This is a genomic window from Fusibacillus kribbianus (assembly GCF_030053595.1).
GTDB classification, from domain to species: Bacteria; Bacillota; Clostridia; order Lachnospirales; family Lachnospiraceae; genus Lientehia; species Lientehia kribbiana.
Genome location: NZ_JASGBQ010000009.1, coordinates 20,016 through 33,674, shown reverse-complemented (window position 1 = coordinate 33,674; position 13,659 = coordinate 20,016). Strand labels below are relative to the sequence as shown.

General features: G+C 50.7%; 13 protein-coding genes. 12 read left to right on the top strand and 1 reads right to left on the bottom strand.

Annotation, left to right across the window (positions count from 1 at the left end; translation table 11 throughout):
- Positions 1-203: 203 nt before the first annotated feature.
- From QJ036_RS06900 to QJ036_RS06890, 3 genes are read left to right on the top strand one after another with little or no spacing between them, the layout of a single operon-like run.
- Complete coding sequence (locus QJ036_RS06900; RefSeq protein WP_283230660.1) at positions 204-563, top strand: dihydropteridine reductase; 360 nt, start codon at positions 204-206, stop codon at positions 561-563.
- Between the two features lie 24 nt (positions 564-587).
- On the top strand, positions 588-1,199 hold the full coding sequence (locus tag QJ036_RS06895) for a TetR/AcrR family transcriptional regulator (protein ID WP_283230659.1): 612 nt from the start codon (positions 588-590) through the stop codon (positions 1,197-1,199).
- Positions 1,200-1,203: 4 nt separating this feature from the next.
- Positions 1,204-1,857 (top strand): hypothetical protein, encoded by a 654-nt coding sequence (locus tag QJ036_RS06890; protein ID WP_283230658.1) that lies wholly within the window; start codon positions 1,204-1,206, stop codon positions 1,855-1,857.
- Positions 1,858-1,906: 49 nt separating this feature from the next.
- Here the strand turns inward: QJ036_RS06890 and QJ036_RS06885 are convergent, their stop codons facing one another.
- Positions 1,907-3,685 (bottom strand): DUF885 domain-containing protein, encoded by a 1,779-nt coding sequence (locus QJ036_RS06885; protein ID WP_283230657.1) that lies wholly within the window; start codon positions 3,683-3,685, stop codon positions 1,907-1,909.
- Positions 3,686-3,876: 191 nt separating this feature from the next.
- On the opposite strand from QJ036_RS06885, the gene metG reads away from it, so the two are divergent.
- From metG to QJ036_RS06840, 9 genes are all read left to right on the top strand, one after another.
- Complete coding sequence (metG, locus tag QJ036_RS06880; protein ID WP_416388543.1) at positions 3,877-5,841, top strand: methionine--tRNA ligase; 1,965 nt, start codon at positions 3,877-3,879, stop codon at positions 5,839-5,841.
- Positions 5,842-5,925: 84 nt separating this feature from the next.
- Positions 5,926-6,540 carry a DUF4867 family protein gene (locus tag QJ036_RS06875; RefSeq protein ID WP_283230656.1) on the top strand — a complete coding sequence of 205 codons (615 nt, stop codon included), beginning with the start codon at positions 5,926-5,928 and terminating at the stop codon, positions 6,538-6,540.
- Positions 6,541-6,573: 33 nt separating this feature from the next.
- Positions 6,574-7,353 carry a TatD family hydrolase gene (locus QJ036_RS06870; protein ID WP_283230655.1) on the top strand — a complete coding sequence of 260 codons (780 nt, stop codon included), beginning with the start codon at positions 6,574-6,576 and terminating at the stop codon, positions 7,351-7,353.
- A 1-nt stretch (position 7,354) separates the two neighbouring features.
- Complete coding sequence (gene rsmA, locus QJ036_RS06865; protein ID WP_283230654.1) at positions 7,355-8,221, top strand: 16S rRNA (adenine(1518)-N(6)/adenine(1519)-N(6))-dimethyltransferase RsmA; 867 nt, start codon at positions 7,355-7,357, stop codon at positions 8,219-8,221.
- 112 nt (positions 8,222-8,333) lie between these two features.
- Positions 8,334-9,452, top strand: coding sequence for a hypothetical protein (locus QJ036_RS06860; RefSeq protein ID WP_283230653.1), 1,119 nt, complete (start codon positions 8,334-8,336; stop codon positions 9,450-9,452).
- A 95-nt stretch (positions 9,453-9,547) separates the two neighbouring features.
- Positions 9,548-10,147, top strand: coding sequence for a spore protease YyaC (gene yyaC, locus QJ036_RS06855; RefSeq protein ID WP_283230652.1), 600 nt, complete (start codon positions 9,548-9,550; stop codon positions 10,145-10,147).
- The gene (locus QJ036_RS06850; RefSeq protein WP_283230651.1) at positions 10,107-11,309 is read left to right on the top strand and encodes a LysM peptidoglycan-binding domain-containing protein; all 1,203 of its coding nucleotides are present in this window, start codon (positions 10,107-10,109) and stop codon (positions 11,307-11,309) included. The genes yyaC and QJ036_RS06850 overlap by 41 nt, the downstream gene beginning before the upstream one ends.
- A gap of 109 nt (positions 11,310-11,418) precedes the next feature.
- Positions 11,419-12,657 carry a DUF5711 family protein gene (locus QJ036_RS06845; RefSeq protein ID WP_283230650.1) on the top strand — a complete coding sequence of 413 codons (1,239 nt, stop codon included), beginning with the start codon at positions 11,419-11,421 and terminating at the stop codon, positions 12,655-12,657.
- Positions 12,658-12,681: 24 nt separating this feature from the next.
- Positions 12,682-13,599: a nucleotidyltransferase family protein gene (locus QJ036_RS06840; protein WP_283230649.1), complete on the top strand. Its 918-nt coding sequence runs from the start codon at positions 12,682-12,684 to the stop codon at positions 13,597-13,599.
- Positions 13,600-13,659: the final 60 nt, after the last annotated feature.

Here is a 13,659-nt window from a genome sequence, read left to right as displayed (position 1 = left end):
ATGTTTATTATTGTGATGGGGGTATCTCAACAATACAGCATAAATTCAAAAACTGCTCTTAGTGTATCGAAGCCTGAAATAGACACAAGAATAAAAAGCTGTCGTTCCGTTTGTTTCTGATGACCGCTATAATGAAGCTGTCAGGTAAGTCAGCTGCATAATGACCTATCTGGTAAAAGACAAATTATTTGGAGGATCGGACCATGAATACAGATAAGATTTTTGCAGAAGCAATTGCAAACGAGTATGCACCCAAAAAGGCGTCAAAGGTTGTGGCATTGAAGAAATTGGACAGGAAGGCGAAAAGCCCGGCGAATATTTTTGCCTATTCTTTTGGAGTGATTATGTCGCTGGTGTTGGGAACAGGAATGTGCCTTTCTATGAAGGTTATCGGCAACGGCTCCACTTCGATGATGATCGTCGGTATTATCGTGGGCATTATCGGAATCATTGGCGTCAGCATCAATTATCCGATTTACAGGAAATTGCTTGAATCCGGCAAGAAGAAATACGCATTTGAAATCATGGAGCTGGCAAAAGATATCAGCGAAACCACAGAATAAAACGAAAAAGGCGGTATTCAGGAAATGAATAAGTCAGAAAGCAAATACTTCAATACTGCCCTTCTCATGGACGAGGCACTGATGAAACTTCTGGAAGTTAAGGATTTTGAGTACATCACGGTAAAAGAAATATGTGCAAAAGCAGGTGTAAACAGATCCACTTTTTATTTGCATTATGAGACAGTAGATGATTTGTTAACGGAAACAATGGAATACTACAACGAGCAGTTTCTTAAGCAGTTTTCTGTTGCACCGGATCAGTTTATTCCGAGTATTCACAGCGCGCCTCTGAACGAACTTGTCCTTATCAATCCAGAATACCTCAGACCGTATCTCTCCTTTATAAAAGAGCACAAATCGGTTTATCGGGCGGCATTTAAGAATCCGGTATGTATGCAGGCGGAAAAACAGCTTGAAGGTATTTCCGAGTATGTGCTTAAGCCTATTATGAAGCGCTTTCAGATCCCGGAGGAGGAGCAATCATACTGGATCAGTTTTTATATTCACGGATGCAAAGCGATCGTTCAGGAATGGATAAAGCGAAACTGCGAGGATCCGATTGAAAAAATTGAAGGTGTTATGATTCGATGCATACGACCCGACAAGGAACAGTGGCATCTGCAATGCGGAGAATAAGCATATGCGTGAACAATTAAAGCAGTTCATGGGAATACAGAAGAAAGACTGCCTGCTTGAAAAAGTGACGTTTTCTGTTTTTTCCATACTGATAGGATTTGCCTTTTCGTTATATAACGGCGTGCTCGGAATTGTATACCGTTCGTTATGGAATGGCTCGATCTGTGTGTATTACTTTCTCCTTGCGATGGTCCGGGTTATCATCGTTTCTTTGTACAGAAAAGAAGCTGCCGGCCGTCATGAACGAGGTGCGGCACATCGCCGGAAGGCCTGCTTTGCTGCACACATGGTATTGATACTGATGAACATATCGCTGGTCGTCCCTGCTGCGGTAATGGTCGCCGGCGGACGAAGCTGCACATACGGACTGATTCCGGCAATCGCAATGGCAGCTTATACAACGTATCGCGTTGCCATGAGCATCATCCATTATAGGAAATCAAGGCATAATGCAAATGTATTAGCCGAACTCAGGACAATAAACATGATAGATTCCCTGGCCGCAGTTTTGACATTACAAAACACCTTGATTGCCGCAAATGGCGGGATGAATGATCGGATGCAAACATTATCAGCGTGGACAAGCGCAGGAATACTGGCTGTCATTATTATCATAACGGTTCAGTCTCTTCTGAAAATCAGAAAGGTCGGTGTTTAAGGACTTTTTCACGACAGGTGTGATCGTTTGTTCCCGGGCGGATCGCTGCTTACTTCTGCACTTCCATCCATTTTTCCATATAGCGGTCAAGCATCGGGAAGGAGCAGGGGCCCATATCCAGCAGGAATTTGTGGAATTCCTTCAGATCAAAGGCGCTTTCCAGCTTTGCCTCCGCCTTTTCCCGGAGCAGGAGAAATTCCAGGTAACCCACATAATATTTGAGATAATAGGCGGGCTCGCTGACGATCGTGTTATAAAGGGTCTGGCAGAATTCCTCCCCCTGGTCACCGAAATACATGGCGATGATCTCACTTGCTTCTTCCAGTGAACAGCCCTCGTAGTGAATCTTCAGATCGAGAAGGGCGTGTATGGCGATGGTAATAGAGGAATTGATCCGGTAGAACTCTGCCATGGCCTCCGACTGATCTGTCAGGTTTGTGTTCAGGGCATAGGCTTCATGCTCCACATAAAGTCCCCAGCCCTCGGAGTATCCCAGGTAGTTTAACAGGAACCGAAGAGGATTTTCCAGAGTGGCGGAGGCATAAACTGTCTGATACAGGTGTCCCGGATAGCTTTCGTGGGCCAGAGTCGAGAACAGGGAACTTTCGCCGGTCTGGCGCTTGTTGATGTAGATCGTGTTTTCCCCGGGCAGATCCATGGGAGGTGTCATATAAAAGGCCGGGCTTGTGCTCTCCTCCATATATTCCGGAACGTATTTGATCTGGTAGGAGGCATCCACAGGAAGCTCGGGATAATCCTCTTTAATGGCTTCCTTCAGATAATCCAGGATCTCCTCCGGAGTACGGTCTTCGGGAATGCTGTCGTCGATGGTGTCCAGAAGCTCCGGATTTTGTGTCAGGAGGGTCATCAATTCGGTCATTTCCTTTGAGATCTGATCCTCCAGAAGAGAGAGAAGTTCTTCGGGGGAATGACCGGAGCCGACCGTGCTTTTCAAAAGGTATGCGTAATATTCATTTCCGTTTTCTGTGCAGCAGAGGCCCTGAGGCTTTTTGCAGGTGCCGCGGACGCCCTTAAGACAGAGGACGATCTTCTTGTAGGCAGGAAGGAGCTGTTCGTCAATGAGCTTCCGGTTGCGGGCGGTATATTCCTGCTTCTGCTGGTCGGAAAGCTCACTGAGTGTTTCCAGACGTTCCTCAAAGGAAGTGAAATAAATATTATCCGTTCCCGAATTTAGTAGCTCCTGAACGCTGTCAATGACTTCGTCAATGACAGAATCCGGCATGGCCAGTCCTCTTGCAGCCCGTTCCTTCTCCAGGGTAATGAGGGACTCTATATAGGTGGGAAGAAGCTCCAGGAGCTCCAGATAATCCTGCACGTCCCGTTCCCGGCGGAAGGTGTATTCGGACAGCGCGAAGGCCATGTCGCTCTGAAAGCCCATGATAGGAGAGAAGGGTTCGTAGAGATAATAAAAATCCCCGCGCTCCTGGGCGGTCTCCAGATATTCCTTTAAAACGTCGTAGGTGAGCCTGTCGTCCTCCGTGAGGGCATCGTAATCAAAGGAGGCAAGCTCTTCCAGAACGCTGCGGGCTTCTTCGATGCTTTCCTGTTCGTTGGAAAGGCTGACAGCCGGGAGAGCCACTTCGTAATCGGTGATCCCGTAATTTTCCGGATAGGCCAGTGTATAATGCTGGTTGAGGGTGTTTGTCAGAAGCTCATCCCGGAATAATTGCTCTGAAAATTCCTCGAAACGGGCATGCTCATCCTGCCCTCCGCTTTCCTCCTGGTTTTTTGGAGCCGTCCCGCATCCGCCGGGGAACAGTATGACTGCCATCAAAAGCGCCAGCAGGCGGGTGAGTCGTTTTTTCATAAGGTCCTCCTCGTGATTGTGCTTTTGTAAAGATATTCGCCGGCCGGACGGAATAGTCCGGTTATTTTCATTATAAAGGATGGCACCTGAAATGTCCAATTATCCTTTACTTTGGGGATTAAATATACTATAATCAAGGTTTAGAAGCGGAATTCCCGAAAGAGGGATCCTTTAAATACGGAGGGACGAAGATGGCAAAAAAACCTTATTATATGACAACGGCCATTGCCTATACTTCTGGCAAGCCGCATATCGGCAACACCTACGAGATCGTTCTGGCAGACAGCATTGCCCGCTACAGAAGAGAGCAGGGCTATGATGTGTTTTTTCAGACCGGAACGGATGAGCATGGACAGAAGATCGAGCTGAAGGCTGCGGAGGCAGGCGTGACTCCCAAGGAGTTCGTGGATCAGGTGGCCGGAGAGATCAAGCGGATCTGGGATCTGATGGACACCTCCTATGACAAGTTTATCCGTACCACCGACGCTGATCATGAGGCCCAGGTACAGAAGATCTTCAAAAAGCTTTATGATCAGGGAGACATTTATAAGGGCTACTATGAGGGCCTTTACTGTACGCCCTGCGAGTCATTTTTCACCGAGTCCCAGCTGGTGGATGGAAAATGTCCCGACTGCGGACGGGAGGTACAGCCGGCGAAGGAGGAGGCGTATTTCTTCAAAATGAGCAAATATGCTCCCAGGCTCATCGATTACATCAATGAGCATCCGGAGTTTATCCAGCCGGTGTCCAGGAAGAATGAGATGATGAACAATTTCCTGCTCCCCGGACTGCAGGATCTGTGTGTATCCAGAACCTCCTTCAAGTGGGGCATTCCCGTGTCCTTTGATCCGAAGCATGTGACTTATGTATGGCTGGATGCCCTGACCAACTACATTACCGGCATCGGCTATGACTGTGACGGCGAAAGCAGCGAGCAGTTTCATAAGCTGTGGCCTGCCGATCTGCATCTGATCGGAAAGGACATCATCCGGTTCCATACCATTTACTGGCCCATTTTCCTGATGGCTCTGGGCCTGCCTCTTCCCAGGCAGGTATTCGGTCATCCCTGGCTTTTGCAGGGGGACGGCAAGATGAGCAAGTCCAAGGGAAATGTGCTTTACGCCGATGATCTGGTGGATTATTTCGGTGTGGACGCGGTTCGTTATTTTGTGCTTCATGAGATGCCCTTCGACAACGACGGCGTGATCTCCTGGGAGCTTATGGTGGAGCGTCTCAACTCGGATCTGGCCAATACGCTGGGCAATCTGGTCAACAGGACCATTTCCATGTCCAACAAGTATTTCGGCGGCGTTGTGGAGAATACAGGCGTGACCGAACCCGTGGATGAGGAGCTTAAGACGGTGGCCCTGGAGACCGTGAAGAAGGTAGACGCCAAGATGAACGAGCTTCGTGTGGCCGATGCTATCAGCGAGATCTTTACGCTGTTTAAGCGCTGCAATAAATATATCGATGAGACTATGCCCTGGGCCCTTGCGAAGGATGAGGCGAAGAAGCCCCGCCTGGCCACGGTGCTTTACAATCTGGTGGAGGGGATCTGTATGGGAGCCAGCCTTCTGGAGTCCTTTATGCCGTCCACCTCAAAGAAAATTCTGGCTCAGGTCAACGGAACAAAGAGAAGCCTTGAGGAAATGAAAGACTTCGGTCTTTATCCTTCCGGAAACAAGGTGGTGGAAAAACCGGAGATCCTCTTCGCCCGCCTTGATGTGAACGAGGTGCTGCAGGATGTGGCGTCCCGGTTCGGGAAAGCGCCCGAGGAGAAGGCAGCTGACGAGGAGAAGAAGGATGGCGGCATCGACATCGAGGCAAAGCCGGAGATCACTATTGATGATTTCGGAAAGCTTCAGTTCCAGGTGGGCGAGATCATTGCCTGCGAGGCGGTGAAGAAATCCAAAAAGCTGCTCTGCTCCCAGGTGAAGGTGGGAAGCCGGGTGCGTCAGATCGTGTCCGGTATCAAGTCCCATTACACGCCGGAGGAGATGGTCGGCAAGAAGGTGATGGTCGTCACCAACTTAAAGCCTGCCAAGCTGGCCGGGATCCTTTCTGAGGGAATGATCCTCTGCGCGGAGGACGCTGACGGCAATCTGGCCCTGATGACACCGGAGAAGGATATGCCTGCGGGAGCCGAGATCTGCTGACCCTGACGGAAGGAAGAAGGAAACAGCGAATAAGCCGGGCAGCAGGGGGAGCGCGCCCGGCTTGTCATAGAAAGGAGAAGGATTATGGAAATTAAAAGAGTAACAGACAAAGCATTTCAGAAGTACGGTGCAGTCATTGAAGGAATGGATTTTTCCGAGCTGCTTGCATGGGCAAAAACGACGCCCGCACCGGACAGTGTCGTATACGAGCCTTCCATCGCAGAGGCGGAGGCACTTCCCATCTGTGAGGACATTACCCGTCAGGTTTACGGGGAGATGCCCATTCAGATCGGATACTGCAACGGTAAGAACCACAGGTGCGATACTCTGGAGTATCACAGAGGCGAAGAGCTTGATATTGCAGCAACGGATCTGATCGTGGTGCTGGGAAGCCGCAAGGATATGGATTCTCTGACCTCCTTTGATCTGGCCAATGCAGAGGCATTTTTCGTGCCGGCCGGCACAGCAATCATGCTGTACAGCGACACCCTCCACTATGCTCCCTGCAGCGTAGGGGACGGCGTATTCCAGTGCGTGATCGTTCTTCCCCAGGGAACCAATTATCCCAGCGAGAAGGAAAATATCCAGAAGACTGAGGAGGACAAGCTGCTGTGCATGAAGAACAAATGGGTTATCACCCATCCCGACAGCGGCGAACCGTTCTGGCCCGGATTAAAGGGAGATATTATCACCGTATAAGATCAGGACCTGCATTGCAGTTTGAGGTACATCATGATTTTTGACAGCCATGCCCATTATGATGACAGGGCATTTGATGAGGACCGGGGGACGCTTCTTGCGTCCCTTCCGGCAAACGGCATCAGCCGAGTTGTAAACATCGGTTCCAGTCTGGAAACGACCAGAAGGACTGTGGCGCTGACAGAACAGTATGATTTTGTGTACGGTACCGCCGGGGTCCATCCCAGCGACACCGGAGAGTTGAATGATGAGAATTTCCGGCAGGTCGTGGAAGCTCTTGGGCGGCCGAAAATCGTTGCTGTGGGGGAGATCGGCCTGGATTACCATTGGGATGAGCCGGAGCGGCCGGTTCAGAAAAAATGGTTTGAACGGCAGCTTATGCTGGCGAGGGAAAAGCGTATGCCGGTGGTCATTCACAGTCGGGAAGCGGCTCAGGACACCCTTGAGATTATGCGCGCCTGCGGTGCGGCAGATATGAGCGCCGTGATCCACTGCTTTTCCTACGGAGTGGAAATGGCCAGAGAATATCTGAACATGGGCCATTATATCGGGGTGGGCGGTGTCGTTACCTTTTCCAACGGACGGAAGCTCAAGGAAGTGGTACAGTATATGCCTCTTGACAGGATGCTTCTGGAGACGGACTGCCCTTATCTGGCACCGGTGCCCAACCGGGGCCGGAGGAACTCTTCTCTGAATCTTCCTCATGTGGTGAGGATGGTGGCGGAGCTAAAGGGAGTTTCGGAGGAAACGGTGGAGCAGGCCACCTTTGAAAATGCCTGCCGGTTTTACGGAATATCCGGAGAGGAGAGTTGAAATGGCAAATCTGGGGAATCCCAAGAATACCATCGAGATCATTCAGAAGTACGAGTTCAATTTCCAGAAAAAATTCGGACAGAATTTTCTTATTGACACCCATGTGCTGGATAAGATCATCCGGGCGGCGGGCGTAACGAAGGAGGATTTTGTTCTGGAGATCGGCCCTGGCATCGGCACCATGACTCAGTATCTGGCTGAGGCCGCGGGGAAGGTGTGTGCCGTGGAGATTGACCGGAATCTGATCCCGATTTTGGCGGAAACTCTGGCCGGTTATGATAATGTAACAGTCATCAATGAGGATATTCTGAAGGTGGATGTGGAGCGACTTGCCCGGGAGGAAAATGGCGGACGGCCCATTAAAGTGGTGGCCAATCTGCCCTACTATATCACCACACCCATCATCATGGGACTTTTCGAGAGCCATGTGCCCATCGATAATATCACGATCATGGTGCAGAAGGAAGTGGCCGACCGGATGCAGACCGGTCCGGGCAGCAAGGATTACGGGGCGCTGTCGCTGGCAGTCCAGTATTACGCGGACCCCTATATTGTCGCCAATGTGCCGCCCAACTGTTTTATGCCCCGGCCCAAGGTCGGTTCAGCGGTGATCCGTCTGACCCGACACAGCGAGCCGCCGGTTCAGGTGGACGATGAAGCCCTCATGTTCCGGCTGATCCGGGCGTCCTTTAACCAGAGGAGAAAGACTCTTGTAAACGGTCTCGGAAACGCACCGGAGCTTTCCTTTACAAAGGAGGAGATCGCCGGAGCGATCGCCGCCATGGGCCTGTCACCGACAGTCCGCGGCGAGACTCTGACTCTTTCACAGTATGCCGAGCTTTCCAACCGGCTTGGCGGAAAAAAATAAATAAAAAGAAGGACAGCAGTGCTCCCGGAAGGGAGCATTTTTTTAAACTATTTTTCCCAATTTGTTCTAATCTCTTTTTCTCCCGCATACAATAGAGAGGAAGGAGTGGTGAATGTTGGCAGAATACAGACGTTTTATCTCATATATATATGCCTATGAAGGCGATATGAGGACAAAAAATGTGGGCTTTGCCAAGGTCGAAGCACGAAACGGCCAGTGCCGGATCAGCATCTGTATCAAAGGAGCCTATGAATGCAGCGGACAGGAACTTTCCCTGTACAGTTACGGATATCAGAACGGAGAGTATCTGTTGATACCGTTGGGGAAGATTCCTGTGAAAAACGGAGTGGGAGAAGCAATTTTTGGAAAACAGGAGGACAATCTGGGGGGCAGCGGCTATGGCCTGAACTTTGTGAAGGGCTTATATCTGCAGAGCCGTGCATCTGCGCGAAAGGCGTATCTGACTACCTGGGATGATACTATTATACATATCACAGCACTGCGCAGGGCCAGAGTGGCCGGTGAAGAGCAGCGGCCGGAACGTGTATCCGGAAGCGAGGGAAGGGTTTTACAGGCGGCGGAGGCTGAGCCGGAAAGCATTGCTGTCCAGGAGGCTGCGATGGTTCAGGAGATGGAAACAATACAGAGAATCACTGCAGATCAAACAGCGCCTTTAAATTATGAAGAGCCTTCCGATCACGAAGAGCCTTCCGATCACGAAGAACCCTCCGATCACGAAGCGCCCTCCGATCACGAAGCGCCTTTGGAGCATCAGGAAGCTTTGGAGCAGAGAGAGCCCGTGGACGAAGGGGCGGTCAGGGGCAGGATGCCGGATGAATTCTATTACCGGGAGGGCTTCACGGAGCTTCCGCTGTGGGATTGTCTGAGGAAGATCTTCCCCAGAAAACTGGTTTTGACGGAAGCGGGCTGGGAGGTCCTGCAGATCCACATCCAGGATATCGGAAGGCTGCCCAGAGAGAACTGGTCTTATGGAAATAACAGTTTTGTGCTTCACGGATATTATCAGTATCGTTATCTGATCCTGGCCAGAAGACGGAGGGAAAATTCGGAACGGTTCCGGTCGGAGTTTCAGTATATACTGGGCGTGCCGGGAATTTTTAAGGCGCAGGAGAAGTTTATGGCATCCATGTTTGGCTTCCCTGAATTTAAGCGGGCGGCAGGAAGCCGGGAGGAGGGCTTCGGTTTCTGGTGCGGCAGCCTGCAGATGTAATTGCGGCCCGGTGTGATTTCATGGTTAAAAATGAAAAAAGTGGGAAATACTCCGGATAAAAGGAACTGCCCTCCGGGGGGCAGTATGGTGAGCATATGAACAGACAGATTTATTACCATAAAGCCGGGAAATGGTTTTCACCGGATTTATTCGGAGGCCAGTTAAACAAATTAGTTGCTGAAGTAAAGAAAAACACGAAAAAAGAAAGAATTTTATTTCTTTGCATAGGGAGCGACCGCTCTACCGGGGATAGCCTTGGCCCTCTGGTAGGGTATAAGCTGCAAAAAACAAAAGGGGAAGAATACCGGGTATTCGGGACATTGATGCAGCCGATCCACGCAGTGAATCTCAGGGAAACCATGGAAATCATCAAACAGTATTATCGGGATTACATCATTGTGGCCGTAGATGCTTCGGTGGGCAGATATGAGCATGTGGGATATATTACACTGGGGCGCGGAGCCATTCGGCCGGGGCTGGGAGTCAGCAAGAACCTGATGTCCGTGGGCGACATCTTTATTACGGGAATCGTGGGGTATGGCGGGAATTTCGAGCCGATGCTGCAGAACACCCGTCTTTCTGTGGTTATGGAGCTGGCAGACTGTATTTGTGCGGGAATTGGCTGTGCTTCAGACGCAGAAAGGGATGTGGACTATGGAAATACCCAGAAATATCAGGCAGATTGGGGATATTGACAGGGACTTGAGCCTGTATTTGGAGGATTATGTGGTGACCTTCATCGAAAAGATGAGGAGGAAAAACCGGGAATGCGTCGGAATCCTGCTGGGCAGACAGACAAAGGAGCAGGACAGCCCCTGTCTGTTTGTCCGAGGGGCCGTTCTGGCCGAGAATTATGAGGTGGAGGACGGCCGGATTTTTATGACGGCCTCAGCCTGGAATGAGGTTTACGAGCGGGCGGAGAAATGTTTTAAGGATGTGGAGATCTGCGGGTGGTTTCTGTGCAGCGGAGACAGCAATATGGTGGATCTTTATAATCTGCAGAAGACCCATAGCGAAAATTTCCGCAGCCAGAATCAGGTGCTGTTTCTGTATGACGGAAACCGGGACGAAGAAATGGTCTATCGGTTTGATGCTCAGGGAGCGCACCGGCTTAAGGGCTATTACATATATTACGAGCGTAATGAACAGATGCAGGAATATATGATTTCCCGGGAACCGGAAAGAACAGTGGAGTTTGCAATCGCTCCGGCCATGCGGGGAATTTCCGATCAGGCGATGAGGCAGTTCCGGTCTGTGATGGAGGAAAAGCAGGAAAAGGGGAAACGGTCTTCGGGGAAAAACACCATATCGAAAATGTTAAGGACGGTCAGTGTGGCGGCCCTTTTATGCGGTGCAGGATTTGGGATGGCCGCATGGTACAGACATGACGGGATGAGAGGAGTGAAAGAGGTGGTCTCCGTTCTGTCCGGAGAGGACGGGACAGCGGCAGTCGTGGAACAAGACAGCGCAGGAAACGGAACGGGAGGAAGCGGAGCTTTCGGTGAAACGGGACAGGCTGTTATTCAGGAGGTTGCGGGTGATGTATATCCTACGACCGCGAGGCAGAAGGAAACAGCTTCCCAGGCTTCATCCCGGGAGGAGACGGTATCCTCCGCCGGAGAAGAAAGGGAGTCGGCCCCGGAAACGGAAGCGCCTTCGGAAAGCGAAGGGGCGGCAGCTTCCATTTCCTATAAAGAATACACCGTCAGAAAGGGGGACACGCTGTACACCATCTGCAAGGCCTTTTACGGGAGCGGAAGCAAAGAGCTCCTTTCTGAGATCTGCAGTATCAACGGGATGGACAATGCAGATTTTATTTATGTGGGCCAGGTATTAAAGCTGCCGGAAACAGAATAAGGGAATCTCTGCGAAACATAAGAATAAGTAGTGCCAATTTGAGTGAGTTGGTGTATACTGTTTGTAAGCGCCACTGGAACGGCGAATTATGGAAATAAGGAAATACAGCATGGAAAACAGAAGAGACAGAGAACATAAAAAGCAGAGGCTCAGGGAGCGGATGATCGACAGCGAGACCTTTGTACCGGATGAAGAAGAGCTTGCCCGTTACCGTGAAAACAGAAGAAAGCACAGACAGGCCAGGGCTATCGTCATTGTGCTGGTTATTGCCTTTGCGGCAGCGGGTGTCCTGGGCTATCGTTATTACCGTGCCCACCACAAATATTCGGAGGTGACGGTCACCTGGGAGAAGGAGATCTCCGGGGGCAGCTTTTCCGGATATGAAGCCTATGGGGATAATGTGATCAAATATACGAGGGACGGTGCTTCCTACATCAATAAAAAAGGGGAAGCAGTGTGGAGCCAGGCCTTTGAGATGAAATCCCCCTTTGCCGAGGTGAGTGGAGATTTTGCGGCTATTGCCGACAGAAACGGTTATTCTATTTATATATGTGATAAGAACGGCTGTCAGGGCGTGGTGACGACGACACTGCCCATTTCCCGGGTGGCGATTTCGTCTACCGGAATCACAGTGGCGATTCTGGAGGATACGAAGAGCAACATCATCGCCTTTTATGACAAGGCGGGCAAGAAGCTGCAGATCGAAGTGCAGACGACCCTGGCCGGAAACGGTTATCCTATTGATCTGAGCATTTCACCGGACGGTATGATGCTGATGGTCTCCTACGTTTATCTGGATGAGGGACTGATGCAGAACCAGGTGGTCTTTTACAATTTCGATGAGGAAGGGCAGAATATAAAGGATCGTCTTGTGGGCGGCTTCAAGGAATACGGAAGCTCGATGGTCGCAAGGGTACGCTTCCTGGATGACACGTATGCCTGCGCCTTTGCCGAGGACAGGATCTGCTTCTATTCCCTGGAAAATACGGTGAAGCCCGAGCTTGTGAAGCAGATCGACATAAGCGGAGAGATTTCCAGTATTTTTTATTCCAGCAGCTATGCCGGTGCTGTTGTCAGGGACGAGAGCGGCAGCCGCACCATGACTCTTTACGGGAAGAACGGAAGCGAATCCTTCAGCCAGGAGCTTGATACAGAATACGACCATGTGGAGCTGTCCGGCTCCCATGTGCTTCTTTACCGGGAAACGGAATGCAGGATCTACAGCGCGGCGGGAAACCTGAAATATCAGGGAAGCCTTGAGGGCACCATCGACAAGCTGATCTGCCTGTCCGACAGCAGGTATATTCAGATCGGTCCACAGGCAATGCGGGGAATTGAACTTAAATAATAAAGAAAAGGGAGAACAAAAGCGATGAAGAAACCAGTACTTGTAATTATGGCAGCGGGGATGGGAAGCCGTTACGGGGGACTCAAGCAGATCGATCCGGTGGATAAATATGGAAATATTATCATGGATTTTTCCATATATGACGCAAAGCAGGCGGGCTTTGAGAAGGTGGTTTTTATCATCAAGAAGGAGAACGAAGGGGATTTTAAGGCGGCCATCGGGGACAGGATCGCCGGTCAGATGGAAACGGCCTATGTGTTTCAGGATATTCACAATATTCCGGCCGGTTTTGAGGTCCCGGCGGGCCGGGTGAAGCCCTGGGGAACCGGCCATGCCATCCTGAGCTGCATCGACGAGATCGATGGACCCTTTGTCGTCATCAATGCCGACGATTATTACGGAAGAGAGGCCTTCCGGGTCATGTACGATTACCTGGTGAGCAATGAGGATGATGAGAAATACCGCTTTGCCATGGTGGGCTATCAGGTGGAAAATACCCTGACAGAGAACGGCTCCGTGGCCAGGGGCGTCTGCGGCATCGATGATCAGGGGCAGCTTGCGTCTATCATTGAGCGGACCAGTATCGAGCGGCGCGATGACCGGATCGTATATGAGGAGGAGGGCGCTTCGCCGGTGGAGATTCCGGAGGGGACCCTTGTGTCCATGAATTTCTGGGGCTTCAGTCGCGGAATTCTCACCGAGCTTTCGGAACGGTTCCCGGCCTTTTTAAACAAGGCACTCCGGGAAAATCCCATGAAGGGGGAATTTTTTATTCCCACGGTGGTCAGCGATCTCATTGAGGAGGGAAGAGCGACTGTGCAGGTGCTTCATTCCCACGACCGGTGGTTCGGCGTGACCTACAAGGAGGATAAGCCTTTTGTCATGGCGGCGATAAAGGAGCGGAAGGCAGCGGGACTTTACCCGGAAAAGCTCTGGGAATAGGGCGCTTTATGAAAAGTTTAGATTTTTTATAGTAGTTTATTAGCGGTTTCGGCTGAGAAT

Bases quoted from the DNA above. Each gene is read 5' to 3' on its own strand.
- QJ036_RS06900 (WP_283230660.1), top strand. From the start codon at position 204: ATGAATACAGATAAGATTTTTGCAGAAGCAATTGCAAACGAGTATGCA.
- QJ036_RS06895 (WP_283230659.1), top strand. From the start codon at position 588: ATGAATAAGTCAGAAAGCAAATACTTCAATACTGCCCTTCTCATGGAC.
- QJ036_RS06890 (WP_283230658.1), top strand. From the start codon at position 1,204: ATGCGTGAACAATTAAAGCAGTTCATGGGAATACAGAAGAAAGACTGC.
- QJ036_RS06885 (WP_283230657.1), bottom strand. From the start codon at position 3,685: ATGAAAAAACGACTCACCCGCCTGCTGGCGCTTTTGATGGCAGTCATA.
- metG (WP_416388543.1), top strand. From the start codon at position 3,877: ATGGCAAAAAAACCTTATTATATGACAACGGCCATTGCCTATACTTCT.
- QJ036_RS06875 (WP_283230656.1), top strand. From the start codon at position 5,926: ATGGAAATTAAAAGAGTAACAGACAAAGCATTTCAGAAGTACGGTGCA.
- QJ036_RS06870 (WP_283230655.1), top strand. From the start codon at position 6,574: ATGATTTTTGACAGCCATGCCCATTATGATGACAGGGCATTTGATGAG.
- rsmA (WP_283230654.1), top strand. From the start codon at position 7,355: ATGGCAAATCTGGGGAATCCCAAGAATACCATCGAGATCATTCAGAAG.
- QJ036_RS06860 (WP_283230653.1), top strand. From the start codon at position 8,334: ATGTTGGCAGAATACAGACGTTTTATCTCATATATATATGCCTATGAA.
- yyaC (WP_283230652.1), top strand. From the start codon at position 9,548: ATGAACAGACAGATTTATTACCATAAAGCCGGGAAATGGTTTTCACCG.
- QJ036_RS06850 (WP_283230651.1), top strand. From the start codon at position 10,107: ATGGAAATACCCAGAAATATCAGGCAGATTGGGGATATTGACAGGGAC.
- QJ036_RS06845 (WP_283230650.1), top strand. From the start codon at position 11,419: ATGGAAAACAGAAGAGACAGAGAACATAAAAAGCAGAGGCTCAGGGAG.
- QJ036_RS06840 (WP_283230649.1), top strand. From the start codon at position 12,682: ATGAAGAAACCAGTACTTGTAATTATGGCAGCGGGGATGGGAAGCCGT.